The organism is Paraburkholderia sp. PAMB 6770 (assembly GCF_057748135.1).
Map to the genome: position 1 here is coordinate 38,385 of NZ_CM173238.1, position 22,627 is coordinate 61,011.

Annotated in this window: 21 protein-coding genes; 16 read left to right on the forward strand and 5 right to left on the reverse strand. The window is 65.7% G+C overall.

Annotated elements, in window-relative coordinates:
* The first annotated feature begins 2 nt into the window (after positions 1–2).
* The 6 genes from rpsK (at position 3) to dsbD (ending at position 5,252) form a co-directional block, all read left to right on the forward strand.
* Entirely contained in the window at positions 3–407 is a 405-nt protein-coding gene (rpsK, locus tag AC3AP7_RS00245) for a 30S ribosomal protein S11 (RefSeq protein ID WP_017777173.1), read from the forward strand.
* 161 nt (positions 408–568) lie between these two features.
* The gene (gene rpsD / locus AC3AP7_RS00250; RefSeq protein WP_475766768.1) at positions 569–1,192 is read left to right on the forward strand and encodes a 30S ribosomal protein S4; all 624 of its coding nucleotides are present in this window, start codon (positions 569–571) and stop codon (positions 1,190–1,192) included.
* A 124-nt stretch (positions 1,193–1,316) separates the two neighbouring features.
* A complete protein-coding gene (locus AC3AP7_RS00255) occupies positions 1,317–2,294 on the forward strand; it encodes a DNA-directed RNA polymerase subunit alpha (protein ID WP_207005406.1) in 978 nt (325 codons plus the stop codon).
* A 182-nt stretch (positions 2,295–2,476) separates the two neighbouring features.
* Positions 2,477–2,872 (forward strand): 50S ribosomal protein L17, encoded by a 396-nt coding sequence (rplQ, locus tag AC3AP7_RS00260; RefSeq protein WP_475766766.1) that lies wholly within the window; start codon positions 2,477–2,479, stop codon positions 2,870–2,872.
* Positions 2,873–3,046: 174 nt separating this feature from the next.
* Positions 3,047–3,403 (forward strand): divalent-cation tolerance protein CutA, encoded by a 357-nt coding sequence (cutA, locus tag AC3AP7_RS00265; RefSeq protein ID WP_487362657.1) that lies wholly within the window; start codon positions 3,047–3,049, stop codon positions 3,401–3,403.
* On the forward strand, positions 3,396–5,252 hold the full coding sequence (dsbD, locus tag AC3AP7_RS00270; RefSeq protein ID WP_475767870.1) for a protein-disulfide reductase DsbD: 1,857 nt from the start codon (positions 3,396–3,398) through the stop codon (positions 5,250–5,252). Before cutA ends, dsbD begins: the two co-directional genes overlap by 8 nt.
* A gap of 95 nt (positions 5,253–5,347) precedes the next feature.
* Here dsbD and hemB read toward each other — a convergent pair whose 3' ends face one another.
* Positions 5,348–6,346 carry a porphobilinogen synthase gene (gene hemB / locus AC3AP7_RS00275; RefSeq protein ID WP_475766764.1) on the reverse strand — a complete coding sequence of 333 codons (999 nt, stop codon included), beginning with the start codon at positions 6,344–6,346 and terminating at the stop codon, positions 5,348–5,350.
* 268 nt (positions 6,347–6,614) lie between these two features.
* Positions 6,615–7,271, reverse strand: coding sequence for a ribosome biogenesis GTP-binding protein YihA/YsxC (yihA, locus tag AC3AP7_RS00280; protein ID WP_475766762.1), 657 nt, complete (start codon positions 7,269–7,271; stop codon positions 6,615–6,617).
* A gap of 194 nt (positions 7,272–7,465) precedes the next feature.
* Between yihA and AC3AP7_RS00285 the strand changes: the two genes are divergently transcribed.
* The 5 genes from AC3AP7_RS00285 (at position 7,466) to msrQ (ending at position 13,512) form a co-directional block, all read left to right on the forward strand.
* Positions 7,466–8,119, forward strand: a complete 654-nt coding sequence (locus tag AC3AP7_RS00285; protein WP_475766759.1) for a c-type cytochrome — start codon at positions 7,466–7,468, stop codon at positions 8,117–8,119.
* Between the two features lie 114 nt (positions 8,120–8,233).
* Complete coding sequence (locus AC3AP7_RS00290) at positions 8,234–10,438, forward strand: cytochrome c biogenesis protein ResB (protein WP_475766757.1); 2,205 nt, start codon at positions 8,234–8,236, stop codon at positions 10,436–10,438.
* A 4-nt stretch (positions 10,439–10,442) separates the two neighbouring features.
* Entirely contained in the window at positions 10,443–11,645 is a 1,203-nt protein-coding gene (ccsB, locus tag AC3AP7_RS00295) for a c-type cytochrome biogenesis protein CcsB (protein ID WP_475766755.1), read from the forward strand.
* 168 nt (positions 11,646–11,813) lie between these two features.
* Entirely contained in the window at positions 11,814–12,809 is a 996-nt protein-coding gene (msrP, locus tag AC3AP7_RS00300; RefSeq protein ID WP_475766753.1) for a protein-methionine-sulfoxide reductase catalytic subunit MsrP, read from the forward strand.
* Positions 12,810–12,822: 13 nt separating this feature from the next.
* Positions 12,823–13,512 (forward strand): protein-methionine-sulfoxide reductase heme-binding subunit MsrQ, encoded by a 690-nt coding sequence (msrQ, locus tag AC3AP7_RS00305; RefSeq protein ID WP_475766751.1) that lies wholly within the window; start codon positions 12,823–12,825, stop codon positions 13,510–13,512.
* A gap of 102 nt (positions 13,513–13,614) precedes the next feature.
* Here the strand turns inward: msrQ and lysA are convergent, their stop codons facing one another.
* Positions 13,615–14,877 (reverse strand): diaminopimelate decarboxylase, encoded by a 1,263-nt coding sequence (gene lysA, locus AC3AP7_RS00310; protein WP_475766749.1) that lies wholly within the window; start codon positions 14,875–14,877, stop codon positions 13,615–13,617.
* A gap of 10 nt (positions 14,878–14,887) precedes the next feature.
* Positions 14,888–15,142: an LPS translocon maturation chaperone LptM gene (gene lptM / locus AC3AP7_RS00315; RefSeq protein ID WP_475766747.1), complete on the reverse strand. Its 255-nt coding sequence runs from the start codon at positions 15,140–15,142 to the stop codon at positions 14,888–14,890.
* A 104-nt stretch (positions 15,143–15,246) separates the two neighbouring features.
* On the opposite strand from lptM, the gene cyaY reads away from it, so the two are divergent.
* Entirely contained in the window at positions 15,247–15,564 is a 318-nt protein-coding gene (gene cyaY, locus AC3AP7_RS00320; RefSeq protein WP_475766745.1) for an iron donor protein CyaY, read from the forward strand.
* 66 nt (positions 15,565–15,630) lie between these two features.
* Here the strand turns inward: cyaY and AC3AP7_RS00325 are convergent, their stop codons facing one another.
* On the reverse strand, positions 15,631–18,027 hold the full coding sequence (locus tag AC3AP7_RS00325; RefSeq protein WP_475767868.1) for a penicillin-binding protein 1A: 2,397 nt from the start codon (positions 18,025–18,027) through the stop codon (positions 15,631–15,633).
* Between the two features lie 253 nt (positions 18,028–18,280).
* On the opposite strand from AC3AP7_RS00325, the gene pilM reads away from it, so the two are divergent.
* The 4 genes from pilM to AC3AP7_RS00345 are packed head-to-tail and all read left to right on the forward strand — an operon-like array spanning position 18,281 to position 22,564.
* Positions 18,281–19,249 carry a pilus assembly protein PilM gene (gene pilM / locus AC3AP7_RS00330; RefSeq protein WP_475766742.1) on the forward strand — a complete coding sequence of 323 codons (969 nt, stop codon included), beginning with the start codon at positions 18,281–18,283 and terminating at the stop codon, positions 19,247–19,249.
* Positions 19,246–19,983 carry a fimbrial assembly protein gene (locus tag AC3AP7_RS00335; RefSeq protein WP_487362658.1) on the forward strand — a complete coding sequence of 246 codons (738 nt, stop codon included), beginning with the start codon at positions 19,246–19,248 and terminating at the stop codon, positions 19,981–19,983. The genes pilM and AC3AP7_RS00335 overlap by 4 nt, the downstream gene beginning before the upstream one ends.
* Positions 19,980–20,915, forward strand: a complete 936-nt coding sequence (locus AC3AP7_RS00340) for a hypothetical protein (protein WP_487362659.1) — start codon at positions 19,980–19,982, stop codon at positions 20,913–20,915. The genes AC3AP7_RS00335 and AC3AP7_RS00340 overlap by 4 nt, the downstream gene beginning before the upstream one ends.
* Entirely contained in the window at positions 20,912–22,564 is a 1,653-nt protein-coding gene (locus AC3AP7_RS00345) for a type IV pilus secretin PilQ (RefSeq protein ID WP_475766736.1), read from the forward strand. The genes AC3AP7_RS00340 and AC3AP7_RS00345 overlap by 4 nt, the downstream gene beginning before the upstream one ends.
* The last annotated feature ends 63 nt before the right edge of the window (positions 22,565–22,627 follow it).

A 22,627-nucleotide genomic window follows, 5' to 3' on the forward strand; every position in this document is an offset into this window, starting at 1 on the left:
TAATGGCTAAGGCTTCGAACAACACCGCGGCGCAACGCGTTCGCAAGAAGGTCAAGAAGAACGTCGCCGAGGGCGTGGTTCACGTTCACGCGTCGTTCAACAACACCATCATCACGATTACCGACCGTCAGGGCAATGCGCTGGCGTGGGCAACGTCGGGCGGCCAGGGCTTCAAGGGCTCGCGCAAGTCGACCCCGTTCGCAGCCCAGGTGGCAGCCGAGTCGGCCGGCCGCGTGGCGATGGAATACGGCGTGAAGAACCTCGAAGTGCGGATCAAGGGCCCGGGCCCTGGCCGTGAGTCCGCGGTGCGCGCGTTGCATGGTCTTGGTATTAAGATCACCGCGATCTCCGACGTGACGCCGGTGCCGCACAACGGTTGCCGTCCGCCGAAGCGTCGCCGTATCTGATACGTTGCGTTCGTGCTTGTTTCTGCGCCTGTTGCCCCCGGGTCGCTTCCCGGTGACGACAGGCTGTGTGCGTTACTGAATTGCTAAGTCCACCGTTCGGCCCAAAGGGTGCGGACTAGCGCAGTCGCAAGGCTGCGTGATCAATTATCGAAGGAATCAACGTGGCACGTTATATCGGCCCGAAGGCCAAGCTGTCCCGCCGTGAAGGCACCGATCTCTTCCTGAAAAGCGCTCGCCGTTCGCTCGCCGACAAATGCAAGCTCGACAGCAAGCCTGGCCAGCACGGCCGCACCTCGGGTGCGCGCACGTCGGACTACGGCACCCAGCTGCGCGAGAAGCAGAAGGTCAAGCGGATCTATGGCGTGCTCGAACGCCAGTTCCGTCGCTACTTCGCGGAAGCCGACCGCCTGAAGGGCAACACCGGCGAAAACCTGCTGCAGCTGCTCGAATCGCGTCTCGACAACGTCGTCTATCGCATGGGCTTCGGCTCGACCCGCGCTGAAGCGCGCCAGCTCGTGAGCCACAAGGCGATCACGGTGAACGGTCAGGTCGCCAACATCCCGTCGCTGCAAGTGAAGGCCGGCGACGTCGTCGCCGTGCGCGAGCAGGCGAAGAAGCAGGCGCGCATTCTCGAAGCGCTGTCGCTCGCCGAGCAGAGCGGCATGCCGATCTGGGTCGCTGTCGATGCGAAGAAGTTTGAAGGCACGTTCAAGCAGAAGCCGGAGCGCAGCGACATCGCTGGCGACATCAACGAAAGCCTGATCGTCGAACTGTATTCGCGCTAATCGGATTGGCAGCCGGGGCACCCTGATTGCGTGAGGCAACGGGCAGTCCCGGCTGTTTATTTTCAGGTTGTGACCGGTCAGCCTTATCGGTGTAACGAGCCGAGGGTATTGAAAAGGAAAACCTATGCAAACGAGTTTGTTGAAGCCCAAGATCATCGCAGTTGAGTCGCTTGGCGAGAGCCACGCGAAAGTGGTCATGGAGCCGTTTGAACGCGGTTATGGCCACACCTTGGGCAATGCGCTCCGGCGCGTCCTGCTGTCGTCGATGGTGGGCTACGCGCCGACCGAAGTGACGATCGCAGGTGTCGTGCACGAGTATTCGACGCTCGACGGTGTGCAAGAGGATGTGGTCAACCTGCTGCTGAATCTGAAGGGCGTCGTGTTCAAGCTGCATAACCGTGACGAAGTGACGGTTACGCTGCGCAAGGAAGGTGAAGGCGTCGTCACCGCCGGTGACATCGAGCTCGCGCACGATTGCGAAGTGATCAATCCGGATCACGTGATCGCGCATCTGTCGAAAGGCGGCAAGCTCGACGTGCAGATCAAGGTCGAAAAGGGCCGCGGCTATGTGCCGGGCAACGTGCGCCGGTATGGCGAGGAAACGGCCAAGATCATCGGCCGTATCGTGCTGGATGCGTCGTTCTCGCCGGTTCGCCGCGTGAGCTACGCCGTCGAAAGCGCGCGTGTCGAACAGCGCACCGACCTCGACAAGCTCGTCATGAACATCGAGACGAACGGCGTGATCTCGCCTGAAGAAGCGATTCGCCAGTCGGCGCGCATCCTCGTCGACCAGCTGTCGGTATTCGCCGCGCTGGAAGGCACGGAAGCCGCTGCGGAAGCGCCGTCGCGCGCCCCGCAGATCGATCCGATCCTGCTGCGTCCGGTGGACGATCTCGAACTGACGGTGCGTTCCGCGAACTGCCTGAAGGCCGAGAACATCTACTACATCGGCGATCTGATCCAGCGTACCGAAAACGAGCTGCTGAAGACACCGAACCTCGGCCGCAAGTCGCTGAACGAAATCAAGGAAGTTCTGGCTTCGCGTGGCCTGACGCTCGGCATGAAGCTCGAGAACTGGCCGCCGGCAGGTCTCGACAAGTAATTGCGCCGTTCGGCGACAGGCGCGCGCTGCGCGCTGCCGCCGTATCCCGTGGCCAGGACGCGGACTTTCCCGTAAAATCCGCGTCTTGGCATTTTTCGCTACCGGCCCGTGCACTCGCAGGCGCATCCCTGCATCAGTGCGATAGAAGAGCTGGATTAAAACTTTGAATCGAAGGAACTGAAATGCGTCACCGTCATGGTCTGCGGAAACTGAACCGCACGAGCAGCCACCGTCTGGCAATGCTCCGTAACATGTCCAACTCGCTGATCGAGCACGAAGTCATCAAGACCACGCTCCCGAAGGCGAAAGAACTCCGCAAGGTCGTCGAGCCGCTGATCACGCTCGGCAAGAAGCCGTCGCTCGCGAACCGCCGTCTCGCGTTCAATCGCCTGCGCGACCGCGATTCGGTCACGAAGCTGTTCGACGTTCTGGGTCCGCGTTTCGCGAACCGCCCGGGCGGCTACCTGCGCATCCTGAAGTTCGGCTTCCGCGTGGGCGACAACGCGCCGATGGCGCTGGTCGAACTGCTGGACCGTCCGGAAGTCGAGGAAACGGCGGACGTGCAGGAAGCGGAATAAGCGTTCCGCTGCCGCTGAAAGGCCAGGCTTATGCCTGGCTTTTTTGTTTTTGTGCAGCCGTTCCGGTGTTTGCGGCGCATCCCGGTGATTCGCGGGGGCGGACGGACTCGCGGACGGCGCGTACGCCCGGTGTCAGCGGCGGCTCGGCGCGGGTGATACGATAGCGGGAGATCTATGTTGTCTTCGCCGGAGCCGCTTGTGAGCGTGATCGTGACGCTGATGCTGACCACCGTCCCCGACCGGGATACGGCTCGCGCACTCGCGGCGGGGGCGCTCGACGCGCGCCTTGCGGCCTGCGTGAGCGAACAGGCAAGCGTGCATTCCAGTTATCACTGGCAGGGCAGCGTCGAGTCCGGAGAAGAGATCCAGTTGTTGTTCAAAACCAGCGTCGCGCGTGCCGCGGAACTCGAACAGTTCATTCAGCAGCAGCACCCGTACGAGACCCCTGAAATTCTGTCATGGCAAGCGACGGCCGCTGCGTCTTACGGTCAGTGGGTCGTCGCCGAAACTCAACGCCCGATCCATGTTTAACGGTTTGCAACGGCGGCAGTGCGGTGTACTGCATGCCCTGATTCTCTGCTTCGCGACCCTGCTGGCCTTGTTAGGCGCGGGAGTTGCCCAGGCGGCAGACGATTTTCTCGACCCCTCAGTGGCGTTCCGGTTCAGCGCCAACGAGCAACCGGGGTCGGTGCTGGTTCATTTCCAGATTGCGGACGGTTATTACCTGTACCGCGAGCGTTTCGCGTTCGCGACCCGCGACGGAACGGCGACGCTCGGCGCCCCGCAATTGCCGCCCGGGCATATCAAGTTCGATCAGACGTTCGGCAAGAATGTCGAGACTTACCGCAATGCGCTGACGATCCGGATCCCTGTCGATCAGGCCACAGGGCCATTCGACCTTGTCGTGACGTCGCAAGGATGCGCGGACGCGGGCATCTGCTACCCGCCGATGGAACATGTCTATCACGTAGCCGGGGCCGCGCTTGAGCCGGCGGGTTCGGGCGCCGCGCCCCAGGCCGCCGGGACGTCGTCGTGGTACGAACGCGCGACCAGCGCGGACTACGCTCAATCGCTGCTCCAGGGCGGCAGCTTCCTGGCGATCATCGGTCTGTTCTTCGTCGCCGGCGCCGTGCTGAGCCTGCTGCCTTGCTCGTACCCGATGATCCCGATCCTGTCGGCCATCATCATCGGAGAGGGCGCGCGCGTGACCCGTGCGCGCGGATTCGCGCTGTCGCTCTCCTATGTGATCGGCATGGCGCTCGTCTATACGGTCCTCGGGATTGCCGCCGCACTGGTCGGCCAGAGCCTCGGTGCGTGGCTGCAAAACCCGTGGGTGCTAGGCGCGTTCGCGCTTCTGCTGACCGGCTTTGCGGTCGCGCTGATCGCCGGCTACGACATCGCGCTGCCGCAGCGTTGGCAGGACGGCGCGTCGCGCGCGTCGCAAGGCCGTGCCGGCGGCAAATTCGTTGCTGTTGCCCTCATGGGGGCGCTATCGGCGCTCGTGGTGGGCGCCTGCATGACCGCGCCGCTATTCGCCGTGCTGGCATTTATCGCGCATACCGGCAACGCGGTGCTCGGTGGCGCGGCGCTCTTTTCAATGGGCATCGGGCTTGGTGTGCCGCTGCTGATCATCGGGCTCGGAGCGGGGACGCTGTTGCCGCGCGCCGGTGCGTGGATGGACAGCGTGAAGGTGTTCTTCGGCGTGGTGCTGCTCGCGGCCGCGCTCTGGATTGTCTGGCCGGTGCTTGGCGCGGTCGCGCGGATGGTCCTGGTCGCGCTGTGGCTGCTCGTCGCGGCAGCGGCGCTCGGACTGTTCTCGCCGGCTGCCGGCAGCGCGTTGTGGCCACGTGTGCGGCGCGGCCTCGGCATGGCGCTGGGCATCTGGGCGGCTGCCCTGCTGGTGGGGCTCGCAGCCGGATCGACGGATCCGCTCAAGCCGCTTGCCGTGCTCGCCGCGCGGGGGGGCGCCATGGAAACAGCCAGTTCAGGCACTGCGCCGGACGCTGCCCAGGACGACGCGCTTAAATTTGCGCCGGTCAATTCCTCCGCGCAACTCGACCAGGCCGTTGCCGACGCCGCGCGCCCCGCCATGCTGGATTTCTATGCGGACTGGTGCGTCAGCTGCAAGGAGATGGAGAAGCTGACGTTCAGCGACCCGCGCGTACAGGCGCGTCTCGCGCAGTTGCGCCTGCTGCGCGCGGACGTGACCGCCAACACGCCAGACGATCAGGCGCTGCTGAAGCGATTCGGCCTGTTCGGCCCGCCCGGAATCATCTTTTTCGATCAGCACGGCAACGAAGTGCTGCGTGTCGTCGGGTACGAGTCGGCCGATACATTCCTGCGCCGTCTCGAGCGGCTCGGCAACGCGCCAAGCACATAAACCGGGGCCGGGCAAAAGCGGAGGCTTCATCACCTCCGCCCGTTCCCTTGGGCCGGAGGTGCGCGCGTTACCGCCGCATCCGGCCATCGGCGCGGCTACTTTTGCGCGCGCAGGATACGTGCGGCGTCGAGCGCGAAATAGGTCAGCACGCCGTCCGCGCCCGCCCGTTTGAACGCGAGCAGCGCTTCCATCATTACCTTGTCGTGATCGAGCCAGCCGTTTTGCGCGGCGGCCTTGATCATCGCGTATTCGCCGCTCACCTGGTACACGTAGGTCGGAAAGCGGAATTCGTCCTTCACGCGCCGGACGATGTCGAGGTACGGCATGCCCGGTTTGACCATCACCATGTCGGCGCCTTCGTCGATGTCGGCGCGCACTTCGCGCAGCGCTTCGTCGGTATTCGCCGGGTCCATCTGGTAGGTCATCTTGTTGCTCTTGCCCAGGTTCGCAGCCGAGCCCACCGCGTCGCGGAACGGGCCGTAGAATGCCGACGCGAACTTTGCGGAGTACGCCATGATCCGCGTATGGATATGGCCTTCGCTCTCGAGCATTTCGCGGATCGCGCCGATGCGGCCGTCCATCATGTCCGACGGCGCGACAATGTCGACGCCCGCCTCGGCCTGCGCGCGCGCCTGCTCCACGAGAATCTCGACCGTCTCGTCGTTGATCACGTAGCCCGCTTCGTCGAGCACGCCATCCTGACCGTGGCTCGTGTAGGGGTCGAGCGCCACGTCGGTGAGCACGCCCAGTTCGGGGAAGCGCTTCTTTAATTCGCGTACCGCGCGCGGAATCAAGCCGGCCGGGTTGGCCGCCTCGCGGCCGTCGGGCGTTTTCAGTGACGGCTCGATCGCGGGAAACAGCGACAGCACCGGCACGCCGAGCTCGACGCACTGCTCGGCGACACCCATCAGCAGATCGACCGAGACGCGCTCGACGCCGGGCATCGACGGCACGGCCTGCCGTTCGTGCGTGCCTTCGACGACGAATACGGGATAGATCAGGTCGTTGGCAGTGAGGACGGTTTCGCGCATCAGGCGGCGCGAGAAGTCGTCACGCCGCATGCGGCGCGGACGGTGGTGCGGGTAGAAGCTCATGGCAGATATCGTAGCGGTGACGGGATGGCAAAAGACATGGCTGAAATGCGCGTCCCCTCCTGTCGAAAACTCTTTTCGGGACAATGGTATATCATACCGATCGAGCAAGGCGCCCAGCGCTGACCTCCCCGCTTCTCCTCCCTGAGCGGGTGCCTGTCGTTTTTCGATTAGGCTGTTTGGCCCGCCGTCTGTTGCGGCGGGCTTTTTTATGCCTGCGCGAAGCGGACGGTGCGCGGGCCGCGCGTCCCCGCGTCGGCGCGCATCGGCATCAGGGCTCGGCGTCGTTGGATGGGTGGGTCTCTGCAGGCCGGATCCAGCCCTCGATCAGCGCGTGGGCTTCGTCGAGACCCGTGCGCTTGAGCGCCGAAAAGAGCTGCGCGGTCAGCTCGCCCTGGTAGCCGGCATCCCGATACTCGGCGAGCCCTTTGCGTGCGTCGCGCAATGCATTGACGCTTTCCTGACGCGTCAATTTGTCACATTTGGTCAGCAAGGTGTGGATCGGTTTGCCGGTGGGCGCAAACCACTCGATCATCAGCCGGTCGAGTTCGGTGAGCGGCCGGCGCGCATCCATCATCAGGACCATGCCGCGCAGTTGCGAGCGCGACTGCAGGTAGCGCGACAGCAGCGCCTCCCAGTGCGCTTTCGCGGCCCCCGGAACTTCCGCATAGCCGTAGCCCGGCAAATCCACGAGGTAGCCGGCCGGTTCGTCGACGGGGCCGACCGAGAAGTAATTGATGTGCTGCGTGCGGCCCGGCGTTTTGCTGGCGAACGCGAGGCGTTTCTGGTTGCAAAGGACGTTGATCGCCGTCGATTTACCCGCGTTCGAGCGGCCGGCAAACGCGACTTCCGGTTGCGGGGTGCCCGGCAGATCACGCAGGTGATTGACGGTGGTGAAAAAGTGCGACTGATGGAGCAGGAAGGGCATGGGACACGAGGAGGGACGCGGAGAAGCCCTGGGATGGGCGGGGCTAGCCCGACTGGCGCCTGAGCAATTAGCGAGTTATTGTACAGTATGATGGTTTACCGAAAGCCGGGGGCGTTTGCGCGCACGCTTCCGGGGTAAACGGGTCGTCGTTTTGCCGAACCTCTAATTCCCACAAGACGAAATAGGGTGTGCGAATGAACCGACTGTGCAAAGCTTTGACGATGCTTCAGGTGGCGGCAGGTTTCTCAGTTTTGGCAGTTCAGGCGCAAGCGGCAGATCCGGCAAAGCCGGACATCAACCGGGGACAGGCCATCGCCACGCAGGTTTGCGCGGCGTGTCACGGGGCGGACGGCAACAGTGCCGGCGGCGCCTATCCGAAGCTGGCCGGGCAGCATGCCGGATATCTCGTCAAACAGCTGATGGACTTCAGAACCCAGCCCGGCGAAAAGCAGCCTGCACGTAATAATGCAATTATGGCTGGCATAGCATCGGCGCTTTCCAATCAGGATATGATCAACGTTGCCGCGTATTTTGCCGCGCAGACACCCAAGCCCGGCTACGCGCATGACAAGGCCACGGTCCCGCTCGGCCAGACCATTTATCGCGCGGGCATCGCCGCCAAGGCCGTACCGGCGTGCGCCGGCTGCCACGGTCCGAACGGCCAGGGTATTCCCGTGCAATACCCGCGCCTGTCGGGGCAGTGGGCGGAATACACCGTCGCGCAGCTGACCGCGTTTGCTCAAGGTCCGGGCGCGCGCAACAACAGCGAGGCGATGCACACCATCGCGTCGCGCATGTCGGATGCTGAAATCAAGGCGGTTGCCGACTACATCGCCGGCTTGCATTGAGAAAGCTGGCGTTGAAGCGTCCATGCCCCGCTGGGCTGGCCAGAACAAGAAAAGGGTGGCGGCGTCGCGCGACACGCGGCCTTCCACCCTTTTTGCTGTTGAGTTGGAGTGTGAATGAGCGTCACCACGTCTGAAATCGAAGTCACGTCGGACCAGCGGCCCCGGCAACGGGCGATCGAATTGCTGAGTTCTATGCGGTTCGCCATCGCGCTGCTGGTCGTGCTCGCGATCGCCAGCATCATCGGCACGGTCCTCACGCAAGACGATCCCTATCCGAACTACGTCAACCAGTTCGGCCCGTTCTGGGCCGACATCTTCCGCTCGCTCAGCCTCTACACCGTTTATAGCAGCTGGTGGTTCATGCTGATCCTCGGCTTTCTGATGGTGTCGGTGTCGTTGTGCGTGACGCGCAACGCGCCGAAGATGATTGCTGACATGAAGAGCTGGAAGGACAAGGTCCGCGAATCGAGCCTGCGCGCGTTTCATCACAAGGGCGAGTTCGTCGTGCGCGGCTCGCGCGCGCAGGCGTCGGGCGCGCTTGCCGCGCTGTCGGGCCGGCTCGGCTACCGGTTCGTCACGCGCGAGTCCGACGGCGCGACGCTGATCGCCGCAAAGCGCGGCGCGCTCACGAAGCTCGGCTACATTTCGGCGCACGTTGCGATCGTCGTCATCTGCATTGGCGGGCTGCTCGACAGCAATCTGCCGATTCGCCTGCAGATGTGGCTGTTCAACAAGACGCCGATCGCCACGAACACCGTGATCGGCCAGATCGGGCCCGAACACCGGCTGTCGCAGTCGAACCCGACCTTTCGCGGCTATGCGTGGGTGCCGGAGGGCGACCACGTGTCGACCGCGATCCTGAACCAGCCGAACGGCTCGTTGATCCAGGATCTGCCGTTTTCGATCCAGCTGAACAAATTCATTGTCGAGTACTACTCGACCGGCATGCCGAAGCTGTTCGCGAGCGACATCGTCGTGATCGATCACAAGACCGGCGCGCGCATTCCGGCGCGCGTCGAAGTGAACAAGCCGTTCGAATACGACGGCGTGTCGATCTATCAGTCGAGCTTCCAGGACGGCGGCTCGCAACTGAAGATGACCGCCTATCCGATGAGCGGCGACAGCGCGAAGAGCAGCCCGTTCGGCGGCACGATCGGCAACTCGGCGCCGCTCGGGCATGCGGTGCCGGGCGCGGACGGACAGACGATCGAGTTCGCCGATTTTCGCGCGATCAACGTCGAAAACATCTCGAACGGCAGCGGCGCGACCGATGTGCGCGGGGTCGCGCATCATTCGCTGGAGCAGGCGTTCGACGAGCGGCTCGGCTCGGGCGCGAAGTCGTCGAAGCCGCTCGACCTGCACAACGTCGGCCCGTCGGTGCAATACAAGGTGCGTGACAAGGATGGCCAGGCACGCGAGTACAACAACTACATGCTGCCGGTCGACATCGGCGGCGAAAAGGTGTTTCTCGCCGGGATGCGCACGAGCCCCGACGAGCCGTTCCGTTATCTGCGCATTCCGGTCGACGCGCATGGCACGGTCAACCAGTGGATGAACCTGCGCGCCTCGCTCGCGAACCCTGCGCTGCGCGCGGCCGCCGCGCACCGCTTCGCGCTGCGCACGGTGCCCGCTTCGAGCCCGGCGTTGCAGCAGCACCTCGAAGAGAGCGCATTGCGCGTGTTGACCCTCTTTGCGGGCGCGGACCCCAGTCTGGGCACCTTGCAGAACGGTCAGGCCGTGGGCGGCTTTCAGGCGATTGCGGCGTTCATCGACCGCTCGGTGCCGCGGGCCCAGCAGGAGAAGGCCGCCAGCCTGCTGCTGCGCATGCTCGAGGGCGTCACGTGGGACTTGTGGCAACTGACCCGCGAGCAGGCGGGCGAGCCCGACGCGACGGTCAATGCCGACAATAGCCTGTTCGTTCAGGGGGCGATCAACGCGATGTCCGACAGCTTTTTGTATGGATCTCCTGTCTATTTACAACTCGACTCATTCAGGCAGGTCCAGGCTTCGGTATTTCAGTTGACGCGCGCGCCGGGCAAAAAAGTCGTGTATCTTGGCAGCCTGCTTCTCGTGTTGGGCATCTTCTCGATGTTCTTCGTGCGCGAACGGCGTCTCTGGTTCTGGATCAAAGACACCGAAGGCGGCACGAATGTCGTGATGGCAATGTCGAGCGCGCGCAAGACGCTCGACTTCGACAAGGAGTTCGTGCAGACGCGCGACGCCGTGGGCGCCGCGCTGGGTGTCAAACCCGCCGACGCAGGCGACGCACCGGGTCACGCCGGTCCGCCGTCCACCGGCTCACAGGATACGACCCGCTAAGATCATGGACTTGACTCAGGTTACCCCGTCCCCTTCGCGCGGCAATGTGCTGCCCGTCCAGTCGAAGGAAGAGCCGGCGCTGTTCGACCAGCGTCCGTTCCTGAAGCGCCTCGGCGTGTTCGACTGGCTGTTCGCGCTGGCGATGGTCGCGGGAGCGGGTTTCGCGCTCAGCCGCTACCACGCGTACATGAACTACTACAACAAGGTCGTGCTGGTCGGCGCGACCGCCGCGTTCGTCACGCTCGGCTGGCGCTGGAAGCCGGTGCGGCTGCTGATGGCCGGCATCGCGGTGCTGTCGCTGTTCGCGATCCACGTGTACCAGGGCGACCTTGCGCGCGCGGACAGCGCGTTCTTCCTCAAATACTTCCTGTCGAGCCAGTCCGCCATCCTGTGGATGAGCGCGCTGCTCGTGCTGGCCACCTTCTTCTATTGGGTCGGCCTGATCGCGCGTTCGCCGTCGGGCGCGGCGATCGGCTCGAAGATGACGTGGGCCGCGGTGCTGATGGGCTTCGTCGGCATGATGGTGCGCTGGTACGAGTCCTACCTGATCGGCGCGGACGTCGGACATATTCCGATCTCGAACCTGTACGAAGTGTTCGTGCTGTTCTGCCTCGTGACGTCGCTGTTCTATCTGTACTACGAACAGCACTACAACACGCGCGCGCTCGGCGCGTTCGTGCTGCTCGTGATCAGCGCGGCGGTCGGGTTCCTGATGTGGTATTCGATTTCCCGCGACGCGCAGCAGATCGAGCCGCTCGTGCCCGCGCTGCAAAGCTGGTGGATGAAGATTCACGTGCCGGCGAACTTCATCGGCTACGGCAGCTTCGCGCTGTCGGCGATGGTGGGCGTCGCGTATCTCGTGAAGGAAAACGGCATGCTCGTCGATCGCCTGCCGCCGCTCGAAGTGCTCGACGACGTGATGTACAAGTCGATCGCCGTGGGTTTCACATTCTTCACGATCGCGACGATCCTCGGCGCGCTCTGGGCCGCGCAGGCATGGGGCGGCTACTGGAGCTGGGATCCGAAGGAAACGTGGGCGCTGATCGTCTGGCTGAACTACGCGGCGTGGCTGCATATGCGGCTCATGAAGGGGCTGCGCGGCGCGATTGCCGCGTGGTGGGCCCTCACCGGGCTGATGGTGACCACATTTGCGTTCCTTGGCGTGAACATGTTCCTCTCCGGGCTGCATAGTTACGGCAAGCTGTAAGATCCGCCGTTCTCGAACGACTGATAACCGCCGGGTGCATCGCACCGGCGGTTTTTTTCATTTGAGCCGGAATACGTGTGCATCCATCGTGTTCGCCAGAACAGTACATGGCATGTGCGGTCGAACGGATTTATCTTCGGGGCCCAGGCGGCCCGTGGGAGCAGCATCATGTGGATCAGGCGAGGCGAAAAGACGCGCTTGCGGGGCGGCGACATTCCTGGCGGCGAGATTACGCCGCCACACCTCTATCAGGACCGGCGGCGCGTGCTGCAGGCGGCGGGCGCAGCGGCGCTCGGCGGCCTCGTTGGCGTGAGCGGCGAGGCGCACGCCGAATACAGTTCGCCGGAGGCAAAAGGACGCAAACTGGCCGCAAGGACGAACCCGAAGTTCGTCGTGCCCGACAAGGTGACCTCTTACACGGACATTACGACGTACAACAATTTCTACGAGTTCGGGACTGGCAAGAGCGACCCGTCGGAGAATGCGGGCACGTTGCGTCCGCACCCGTGGCGCGTGAGCGTCGAGGGAGAAGTGAAGAATCCGAAAGTCTACGACATCGACGATCTCGTGCGGCTTGCGCCGCTCGAAGAGCGCGTGTACCGGCACCGCTGCGTCGAGGCGTGGTCGATGGTGATGCCGTGGATCGGCTTTCCGCTGTCGGAGCTGATCCGGCGCGCGGAGCCGACCGGCAACGCGAAATTCGTGCAGTTCATCACGCTCGATGACCCGTCCCAGATGCCGGGCCTGGCAGACCCGATTCTGAACTGGCCGTATTCCGAGGGGCTGCGAATGGACGAGGCGATGAACCCGCTGACGCTGCTGACAGTTGGCGTCTACGGGGTCGTGCTGCCCAACCAGAACGGCGCGCCGATCCGCATTGTCGTGCCGTGGAAATACGGCTTCAAGAGTGCCAAGACGCTCGTGAAGATCCGCTTCGTCGAAAAGCAGCCGCCCACGAGCTGGAACACGTATGCGCCGACCGAATACGGCTTCTATTCGAACGTGAACCCGCACGTCGACCATCCGCGCTGGAGCCAGGCGACCGAGCGGCGCATCGGCGAGGACGGCTTTTTCACGCCGCGGCGCAAGACATTGATGTTCAACGGCTACGGCGATTTCGTCGCGTCGATGTACCAGGGCATGGACCTGCGCAAGAACTTCTGAGCGGAGCGACGCGATGGTCTCTGAAACGCAAACCGCAGCCGATCGCGTGCCGCGCGGCACAGGCGCTTCGCGCCGGCCGGCGCGGGCGGGTGCCCGATGGGTTCGGCCGGCGAAGGTCGCGGTGTTCGTCGCGGCCTGGTATCCGCTCGCGCGGCTCGTGTTCCTGGGCTTCACGAATGGTCTCAGCGCCAATCCGACCGAGTTCGTGACCCGCTCGACCGGGCTCTGGACGCTGGTGTTCCTGTGCATCACGCTGGCGGTCACGCCGCTGCGGCGCCTGACCGGCGTGGCCGAGCTGCTGCGCTTTCGGCGCATGCTGGGTCTCTTTACGTTTTTCTACGCGACGCTGCACTTCTTCTCGTACATCTGGTTCGACGAATGGTTCGACGTGGTGGCGATCGCGAAGGATATCGCGAAGCGGCCGTTCATCATGGTCGGATTCGCGGGGTGGGTGCTGTTGAGCGTGCTGGCGATCACGTCGCCGCGGGCGATGGTGCGCAGGCTCGGACGCCGATGGCAGACGGTGCACCGGGCGATCTATGCGATCGCCGCGCTCGCGATCCTGCATTTCTGGTGGATGAAGGCGGGCAAGCACGATCTGCAGCTGCCGAAGCTTTATGGCGCCATCGTTGTCGCGCTGCTCGGCTGGCGTGCTGTCGTGTGGGCGCGCGGCAGGCTGCTCGCATCGGCCACGAAACGCTAGGCGTGGGGCGCGGCCGCTGCGGATGACGACGCGCGCAGCAAAAAGGCGATGCCGCTTCGAGGCGGCATCGCCTTTCTTTAAGTGGCGGCGCGGATGTCCCGCTCAGTCTGGCAGGACGGATTCGCCCGCAAACAGCTGGCGGATGTCTTCGCGCGCGCGGACGACGTGCACGCAGGTGCCGTCGACCATCACTTCCGCGGCGCGTGCGCGCGTGTTGTAGTTCGAGCTCATCACGAAGCCGTATGCGCCCGCCGAGCGCACCGCCAGCAGATCGCCTGGCTCGATGGCGAGCGCGCGCGCGCGGCCCAGCCAGTCGCCGCTTTCGCACACGGGGCCGACGACGTCGTACCGTTGCGCCGGCTCGTCGCGCTTCACGACCGGTTCGATGGCGTGATACGCCTCGTACATCGCGGGGCGGGCCAGATCGTTCATGGCGGCGTCGACGATGGCGAAGTTTTTCTCCGCGCCCGGCTTGAGAAATTCCACACGGGTGAGCAGCACGCCCGCATTGCCGACGAGCGAGCGCCCCGGCTCGAAATACACGTCGCGATGACCGTGGCCGCGCGCTTCGATGTGATCGAGCACGGTGCGCACGAACACGCCGATTTCGGGCGGCGTTTCGTCGTCGTACGTGATGCCGAGACCACCGCCGACATCGAGATGGCGAATCGTCGTGCCATCCGATTCGATCTGTTCGACGAGTTCGAGCAGTTTGTCGACCGCGTCGAGGTACGGCGCGATCTCGGTGATCTGGGAGCCGATATGGCAGTCGATGCCGACGACATCCAGATGCGACATTGCCGCCGCCGCGCGATAGGTGGCGCGTGCGTCGTCGAATGCGACACCGAACTTGTTCGACTTGAGGCCGGTGGAGATGTACGGATGTGTTTTCGCGTCGACGTCCGGGTTCACGCGCAGCGAGACCGGTGCGGTCTTGCCGATGCGCGCGGCGACCGCATTCAGGCGGTCGAGCTCCGGGATCGATTCGACGTTGAAGCATTTGACGCCTGCTTCGAGCGCCTCGCGCATTTCCGCCGCACTCTTGCCGACGCCGGAGAACACCACGTTTTCTGCTTTTCCGCCGGCGGCGAGCACGCGCGCGAGTTCGCCGCCCGAGACGATGTCGAAGCCCGCACCGAGCCGCGCGAACACGTTGAGCACCGCGAGATTGCTGTTGGCCTTGACCGCGACGTGGACGGTGGCGCGACGCCCCGCGCAGGCGCCGGCGTAGGCTTGCCATGCGGCGGTGAGCGCGGCGCGCGAGTAGACGTACAGCGGCGTGCCGAACTGTTCGGCGAGCGAGACGGCGGACACGCCTTCGGCGTGCAGCACGCCGTCGACGTAGGCGAATGCGGAGCGAGTCATGCGCGGAGTCTTATTGATCGGAGGTGCTAACGGACGAAGCGGACGGCGGGGTCGACGCGGCCGGCCCGGATGCGCTGCGCAGCGTCGCGGCCGGCGTGAGCTGAAGCGGCGACGCGGTATCGGCAGGCGAATCCGGTTGCGCGGCGGCGGCGGGCGTTTGCGTGTCGAACGTGGGTTTCGGCGGCAGCGGCGGCACCACGGGCATGTAGAGCGGGCCGCGTTGCCCGCAGCCGCCAAGTGCGGCACAACCTGCGAGAATGGCCAATGCCGCTACAATCGCGCGGGGCGCCTGGGTGCCACGCGCGGCAGAGCGCAACCGAAGTACAGCACGCATGACTGTCCCTGAGTAAACAATCGTTGGAGTTTAGCATGTCCGATAGCGAATACCTGACGCGCGCGGAGGCCGTGCTCGCGGCCGTGGAGCGCGCGCTCGACGATACCGCAGCCGACATCGAGTTCGAGCGCAGCGGCAATGTGCTGACGCTCGAATTCGAGAACGGCTCGAAGATCATCGTCAATCTGCAGCCGCCGATGCAGGAGATCTGGATCGCTGCAAAGGCGGGGGGCTTCCACTTCCGTTACGTGGATGATGCGTGGCGGGACACGCGCGGGGGCGCCGAGTTTTTTGCCGCGCTGTCGGAGTACGCGACGCAACAGGCCGGCGAACCGGTTCATTTCGCTGCGTGAACGCTGCCCCGTGAGCGTGCGGCGGCCACGTGGCCACGCGCTCACGCATGGCCGTCACGCGGCCGGTCAGTGGCCGCGGAACAGATTCATGATGTCCTGTTTCTCCTGCTCGCCGACCTGGCCGGGCGGCGCGGCGCCCGACGCCGGGTCTTCCGCCAGGGCATCCGCTGCCGGCCCGGCAACCCCGACCGTCGCGACGAACCCGTTGCCTGGCGTGAAGTTGGCGAAGTAGAGCTCGTCGGCGAGCGTCACGACGCCGGCCGGCACAGGCGGCCGATAGGCGGGCACGCCTTTGAGCGCCTTGCCCATGTAGTCGATCCAGACCGGCAGTGCGAGTCCGCCGCCGGTTTCGCGGTCGCCGAGGCTGCGCGGCGCGTCGTAGCCGATCCACGCAATCGCCGCGAGCGTGTGCTGATAACCGGCGAACCACGCGTCGTGCGAATCGTTCGTGGTGCCGGTCTTGCCGGCGAGGTCGGTGCGTCCGAGCACGTTGCTTCGCGCGCCCGTGCCGTGTTGCGCGACGCTTAGCAGCAGACTGTTCATCACATAGGCATTGCGCGGATCGATGGCGAGCGGCGCCGTGGAACCCGCGACGAGCGGCTGCGCCTGCGCAACCGCGATGCCGCGCTGGTCGGTGACGGCCGCGATCAGGTAGGGGTTGATGCGATAGCCGCCGTTTGCGAAGACGGAATAGCCGACCGCCATCTGCAGCGGCGTCACGAGTCCTGCGCCGAGCGCCATCGGCAGGTAGGCGGGGTGCCGCTGCGCGTCGAAGCCAAAGCGCGTGATGTATTGCTGCGCGTATTTGGGCCCGATCTGGTTCAGGATCCGGATCGACACGAGATTCTTCGATTTCTGCAGCGCCGTGCGCATCGTCATCGGGCCGTCGAATCCGCCGCCGTAGTTTTTCGGTTCCCAGGGGCGGCCGCCGGTTTCCGCCGCGCTGAAGAAGAGCGGCGCGTCATTGATGACCGTTGCCGGTCCGAGTCCCTTTTCGAGCGACGCGGAATAAATGAAGGGTTTGAAGCTCGACCCCGGCTGACGCCACGCCTGGGTGACATGGTTGAACTTGTTCTTGTTGAAGTCGAAGCCGCCGACGAGCGCGCGGATCGCGCCATCCTGCGGGACCAGTGAGACAAATGCGCCTTCGGCCTGCGGCAACTGCGTGATCGACCAGCTGCCGTCGTTGCCTCTCACGACGCGGACGATCGCACCGGGCCGGATGCGCTGGCCTGGCTGCGCGCGCGGCCCGAGCGAGAACGCTGCGAATTTCAGGCCGTCGCCGCGCACCGTCGCGACCGAGCCGTCGGCGAGCGTCGCCTCGACGAGCCGCGGGCTGGCCGACGTCACGACCGCCGCGCGCAGCTCGCCGTTGTCGGGATGCGCGACGAGCGCCTCGTCGATCGCCTGCTCGCGCATGCCGGCGTCCGGCTGCAGCGCGACGAACGCTTCCGGGCCGCGATAGCCGTGACGCCGTTCATAGCCCATCAGCCCATTGCGCAATGCCTGGTAGGCGCTCGCCTGATCGGCGGAATCGATGGTCGTGACCACGTTCAGGCCCATCGTATAGGCCTCCTCGTGGAATTGCGCGTACATCATCTGCCGCACCATCTCCGCGACGTATTCCGCATGCACGCCGAACGTCGGGTTTGCGCGCCTGACCACGAGCGGCTGCGCGCTCGCCTCGCTGTATTGCGCGGGCGTAATGTCGTGCAGCTCCAGCATGCGCTGCAGGATGTACTGCTGACGGATTTTCGCCCGCGCCGGATTCACGATCGGGTTATAGGCCGACGGGGCCTTCGGCAGGCCGGCGAGCATCGCGCATTCGGCGAGCGTCAGGTCGCGCAGGTCCTTGCCGAAGTACACGTGCGCCGCACTGGCAAACCCATACGCGCGTTCCCCGAGGTAGATCTGGTTCATGTAGACCTCGAGGATCTGGTCTTTCGTCAGCGCGTGCTCGATCCTGTAGGCGAGCAGCATCTCGTAGAGCTTGCGCGTATAGGTTTTTTCGCTCGACAAGAAGAAGTTGCGCGCCACCTGCATCGTGATCGTGCTCGCGCCCTGGGTGGCATGGCCGTTGGTCAGCGCGACGAAAGCCGCGCGTACGATGCCGGTCAGGTCGACGCCGCCGTGATCGTAGAAGCGCGCGTCCTCGATGGCGAGCACTGCGTTCTTCAGGTTGTCGGGCACCTCCCGCAGGCGCACGACGTCGCGCCGTTCCTCGCCGAACTCGCCGATCAGCACGTGGTCCGCCGTGTAAATGCGCAACGGCACCTTGGGACGATAGTCGGTCAGCGCTTCGAGGGACGGCAGGTTCGGAATGGCGACGATCAGCGCATAGCCGGCAACGAGCGCCGCCGACGCGATGCCGGCCGCGAGCAACCCGGCGCACGTCAGCACCAGCGTGAGCCAGAGCGGGCGCCGCGGCTTTCGGGGGGAGGAAGGGGCGGATGAGGAGTGCATGAAAATACCAACGAACAGTCCCGCGATTATATTCGCCTTGCAATTTGCTTTCTTGATGCTTTCCTTGCGGGTGGCGTTCACCCGGTGAACCCACTGTATAACCGGTTGCGTTCGTGCGGGGGGCCGCCCCGGCGGGATTGGCCATCCGGACGAGTGTCCGGCGTTCGCGCCGCTGCGCACAATCGCCGTCAGGTGTTCGCGTCCGGCTCGATGGGCGTGGGCGTATTGGTGGGTCGCGCGCAAGGGAGGTCGAATGGGAATCGGAAATTCGTTGCTGGTCGCCGTCAGGCGTTATGCGGCAGGTATCGACATGGGACCGCGCGCGGTGCGGATCGTGGTGCTGAGCCAGCGCACGCGTGGACGCATGCCCCCTCGGCTCGAGTATCTGGCCGCCGTGCCGCTTGCCGAAGGCGTGTTGGCGGGCGCTGAAATCGTCGAGCGCAATGCCGTGATTCGCGCACTGCGCACGCTGCTCGCCGGACTGCCGCGCGCGCTCGCGAGCCAGACGCCGGGCTGCGCCATGGCGTTGCCTGCATCGGCGACGCTGGTGTCGCGGGTGCCGTTCGCGCGCCTTGCCGCGACCGGAGTCGAAGCGGGCTCGCCGAACGCGCTGGAAGCCGCGGTACACGGGGAAGCGGAGCGCATGGCCGGCATCGAGCGTCACGCGCTCGCGGTCGACTGGTTCGTCGACGGCGGAGGCGGAGACGACGTGTCGCTGACGATTGCCGCAGCCGCGCGGCAGCATCTCGAAGCACGGATCGAATGCGCGGCTGCGGCGAGCATCACGCTGACCGCCGTCGATGGCGAGGCGCATGCGGCGCTGCGGGCGATGCGGCTCGCGGCGTCGCAGGAACTCGGGCAGCCGCGCTGTTATGCCGCGCTATGGATCGGGGCAGAGGGCCTGTTCGGCTGGCGGATCGTCGAGGACGCGGTTGCCGCCGAAATGCGTTATCCCGCGCCCGGCCACGCGGATTGCGCCGAAGCGCTGCGCGCACTCGCCGGCGACGACGCACCGGCGTGCGCGCTGCTCGGCGGCGAACTGGAGCTACTGGCCGACATGGGCGTATCGGTTGCCGATCTGGGCGACGTGCTGGGCTGTACGGTGTTGCCGTTCGAATGCGGGGCGCTCGGCGAAGCCGCAGACGGCTTGCCGGAAGACCTGCTGCACCAGCCCGCCTGCGTGGTCGCTTTTGGTCTCGCGCTGCGAGGGCTGATCGAATGACGTGGATGAACATACGGGTGAGCGCCGCCGGGCAGCGCGTGTGGGTGGGCGGATTCAATCTGCTGCCGTACCGGCAGCGTGACGCGCGCCGGGCACGACGGCGCTGCGTTGCCGGATGGCTGGTCGCGGCGCTCGGCGCAGCCGCGGGCGTGCTCGCGCTCGCCGGCTGGCAGATTGGCGAGCGGATGCATGTCGACGCGCTGCGCCGCGTGGCCGAGCACGAACTGGCCGGCATGCAGGCGCCGCTGGCCGAGCATGCAAGGCTCGCGCGCGAGCTGCAGTTGCGCCATCAACGCGATATGCAAGCCGAAGCGCTGTCCGTGCCGCTCGTGCACGCGCTCGCGCTGCTTGACTCGCTCGCGCAGGTTTCCGTGGAGGGCGTCGTGCTTCAGCAGATCAGGCAGCGTGCGCACGACACGGAGTTGCTGGCGACGTCAACCAGATCGGCGGCGCCGGCGCTCTGGCTGAAACAGCTGAGTGCGGTGCACGGCGTGGCGCGTGCCGAGGTGATCGATTTGCACCCGGTTGCGCGGGTGGGCACCACCCCGTTCGCCAGCGGGCCCGTGTTGATGGAATTTGCCGCGCGGCTGCACTGGGAGAAAGCAGCGGAGGCCACGGCGCGGCCGGATGACGCGCGCCGCGCGAGGGTACAGAAAACGTCGGCTGCCGAGCCGCGCGCCCGGCATGGACACATGCCCGCGCGCGCGACACGGCCTGATGGAGGTCCCCAATGAGCACGATTTCGTTCGGGCCGACCGGCATTGCGTATCCGCAACCGGGCGGCCGCAACCCGTTCGCCTGTCTGCGGCGGCCGCTGGATCAATGGCATAGGCGCGAGCGGCGTACGGTGGCGCTCCTGGTTGCGCTGGCCGTGTTCGCCGCCGGGACGAACGCGTGGATGTCCGCGGACCTCGCCGGATTGGGCGCCAGCCGGATCGCACTCGACGGTGCGAGGCAGCGCGTAGCGCACGCGCGCGAGGCGCTGGCGCAATTGCCTCGCTTGCGCCAGCGCGCGGCGACGGCGGGTCGGGCGACCGCGCCGCGCACATGGAGCGCGGCGGACGAGCTGGGCGCCGTGTCGATGCTCGCGAGCCGTAGCGGCGTCACGTTGCTGTCGCTCACACCGGGCGCGGCGGGGGGCTCCGGGCTCGATGCGCGGCGTACGCTGCACCTGGGCGCACAGACAGACTTCGCTCATCTGCGAACGTTTGTCGGCGGGCTGGCGGATTTGCCGGTTCTCATCGTTCCCGAGGAGATCGTCGTGAAGCGTTCAGGGGCGGGGCTCGCGGTGAATGCGACGCTGTACGTCTTCGACGCGCTGGGCCCGGCGCCGGCCGCCCGTGCACGTCGCACGGGCGCACAACGCGCGCTCGACGAGGTCGACGAGGTCGACGCCGAGCCCGAGGATCCGTTCTCGGCGGCGCCGGATGTCCAGACCGGAGCGAACGGCGCGGGTCCTGACCGGCTGCGTCTTGTCGGTGTCCTGAAGGATCGCGCGCATGGTCTTGCGCTGCTCGAAACCGGAGACGGCTCGATCGCCGCCGCGCGCGGCGCGCGGGTAGGCGACGAGGTCGTCGCGCAGATCGAGGCGCAAGGCATCACCTTGAAGAACCCGCTGGGTGCGCGCACGCTCGATCTGGCGGACCCTGCGGAGGACGCGCGATGACGTGTGCCGGCTGGATCAGACAGGCGCTCGGCAGCGCGCTCTTTGCGGCGGGAACCGCTTGTGCCATGGTGCCGCCGCTACCGGGCGCCATGCCGGTCGACGACAGCGTTGAGCGCTACGATGCGACACCGTTGCCGGATAACGGCCGCGGCGCGGACGCGGTCGACCTGTCTTCGGACGGGCAGGCGACAGCGGATGCGTCACGTGCCGCGGCTGTCGACGCGACAGAGCGCGCGAGCGCAGCCGGCAACGATGCCGGCGGTGCGCAGCCCGCCGCGGATGCGACGGATACGGACACGCCGTCACCGCCCGCAACGGCTACCGCGGCAACGCGCGACGACGCACGGGCACCCGCGCTCGAGGGCCCGCCCATACCGCTCGCGCCGCCGCAGCGCCTCGCGGGCGGCTCAGGGCGCACCGGCGACGACGGCTTCGCGCCCGATCGTCCGATTACGCTGAACTTCAGGCACGCGGACCTTGACGCGGTGCTCGCCGCGTTCGCGCAATTCACCGGGCTGAACATTGTTGCGAGCGAGCGTGTGCGGGGCAACGTCACGCTGCGGCTTAACCGCGTGCCGTGGCGCAATGCGTTCAATACGCTGCTGGACGTCAACGGACTCGCGATGGAGCAGCACGGCAACGTGCTCTGGGTGGCGCCGCTCGCCGAGCTGGCTGCACGCGAGCGGCAGCGCTTCGAGACCCACGCGCGGATGGCGGACCTCGAACCGCTTGCAAGCCGCATGTTCGAGTTGCACTACGCGCGTGCCGAGGACGTGCGTCGAATGCTGGCCGGCTCCGGGAACCAGCGCGTGCTATCGAAGCGTGGCGCGGCGACCGCGGATCCGCGCACCAACCTGCTGTTCGTCACGGATCTGGATGCACGCGTTGCGCAGATCGCGGATCTGCTGGCGGCGCTCGACCGGCCGTCGCGTCAGGTGCTGATCGAGGCGCGTATCGTCGAGGGCGATCAGGGCTTCTCGCGCAACCTCGGGACGCGCATGGCGCTTGCCGCGACGGCGGGCGACGGCAGCACGCCCACCGGCTTCACCGGCGGCAGCGACGGTTCGCTGTATGATCTGTCCGCGCGGCCGTTGTCGGGTTTCGAAGCGGCGACAGCCGGTATGACGCTATTTGCCGCACGCGCGACGCGATTGCTGAACGTCGAGTTGAGCGCGCTCGAAGCAGAGGGCCATGGTCAGACAATTTCGAGTCCGCGGGTCGTGACGGCCGACCGGATGAAGGCGGTTGTCGAGCAGGGTACCGAGTTGCCCTATCAGGCGAAGGTCGGCCAGGGCGTGTCCGGCGTTCAGTTCCGCCGCGCCAGCCTGAAGCTGGAGGTCGAACCCCAGATTACGCCGGATGGCCAGGTGGTTCTGGACCTCGACGTCGCAAAGGACAGCGTCGGCGAGCAGACCGCGGCCGGCCCGGCTGTCAATACGAAACACGTGCACACGCGCGTCGAGGTGGAGAACGGCGGAACCGTGTCGATCGGGGGCATCTATGCAACCGATGAGCGAGACGATGTGACTCGGGTGCCACTCCTGGGCAAAATACCTGTTTTGGGTGCGCTTTTCCGTCATCTCGCGCACCGCGACCAGCGCAGCGAACTGGTCGTATTTATCACGCCGCGGGTCGTGCCGCCGGATTGACCGGCCGCCGCAGCCGCGGCCCGCAGGCTCGACAAGGCGGTTGCTTTGCCAGTAAGCTGCGGC

What these genes read in the sequence shown, in the direction of transcription:
- msrP (WP_475766753.1), top strand. Translation starts at nt 11,814, where the DNA reads ATGTGGATCAGGCGAGGCGAAAAGACGCGCTTGCGGGGCGGCGACATT.
- AC3AP7_RS00340 (WP_487362659.1), top strand. Translation starts at nt 19,980, where the DNA reads ATGAGCACGATTTCGTTCGGGCCGACCGGCATTGCGTATCCGCAACCG.
- rpsK (WP_017777173.1), top strand. Translation starts at nt 3, where the DNA reads ATGGCTAAGGCTTCGAACAACACCGCGGCGCAACGCGTTCGCAAGAAG.
- hemB (WP_475766764.1), bottom strand. Translation starts at nt 6,346, where the DNA reads ATGAGCTTCTACCCGCACCACCGTCCGCGCCGCATGCGGCGTGACGAC.
- AC3AP7_RS00255 (WP_207005406.1), top strand. Translation starts at nt 1,317, where the DNA reads ATGCAAACGAGTTTGTTGAAGCCCAAGATCATCGCAGTTGAGTCGCTT.
- dsbD (WP_475767870.1), top strand. Translation starts at nt 3,396, where the DNA reads ATGTTTAACGGTTTGCAACGGCGGCAGTGCGGTGTACTGCATGCCCTG.
- AC3AP7_RS00285 (WP_475766759.1), top strand. Translation starts at nt 7,466, where the DNA reads ATGAACCGACTGTGCAAAGCTTTGACGATGCTTCAGGTGGCGGCAGGT.
- cyaY (WP_475766745.1), top strand. Translation starts at nt 15,247, where the DNA reads ATGTCCGATAGCGAATACCTGACGCGCGCGGAGGCCGTGCTCGCGGCC.
- msrQ (WP_475766751.1), top strand. Translation starts at nt 12,823, where the DNA reads ATGGTCTCTGAAACGCAAACCGCAGCCGATCGCGTGCCGCGCGGCACA.
- AC3AP7_RS00325 (WP_475767868.1), bottom strand. Translation starts at nt 18,027, where the DNA reads ATGCACTCCTCATCCGCCCCTTCCTCCCCCCGAAAGCCGCGGCGCCCG.
- ccsB (WP_475766755.1), top strand. Translation starts at nt 10,443, where the DNA reads ATGGACTTGACTCAGGTTACCCCGTCCCCTTCGCGCGGCAATGTGCTG.
- AC3AP7_RS00290 (WP_475766757.1), top strand. Translation starts at nt 8,234, where the DNA reads ATGAGCGTCACCACGTCTGAAATCGAAGTCACGTCGGACCAGCGGCCC.
- AC3AP7_RS00335 (WP_487362658.1), top strand. Translation starts at nt 19,246, where the DNA reads ATGACGTGGATGAACATACGGGTGAGCGCCGCCGGGCAGCGCGTGTGG.
- rplQ (WP_475766766.1), top strand. Translation starts at nt 2,477, where the DNA reads ATGCGTCACCGTCATGGTCTGCGGAAACTGAACCGCACGAGCAGCCAC.
- lysA (WP_475766749.1), bottom strand. Translation starts at nt 14,877, where the DNA reads ATGACTCGCTCCGCATTCGCCTACGTCGACGGCGTGCTGCACGCCGAA.
- AC3AP7_RS00345 (WP_475766736.1), top strand. Translation starts at nt 20,912, where the DNA reads ATGACGTGTGCCGGCTGGATCAGACAGGCGCTCGGCAGCGCGCTCTTT.
- pilM (WP_475766742.1), top strand. Translation starts at nt 18,281, where the DNA reads ATGGGAATCGGAAATTCGTTGCTGGTCGCCGTCAGGCGTTATGCGGCA.
- yihA (WP_475766762.1), bottom strand. Translation starts at nt 7,271, where the DNA reads ATGCCCTTCCTGCTCCATCAGTCGCACTTTTTCACCACCGTCAATCAC.
- cutA (WP_487362657.1), top strand. Translation starts at nt 3,047, where the DNA reads ATGTTGTCTTCGCCGGAGCCGCTTGTGAGCGTGATCGTGACGCTGATG.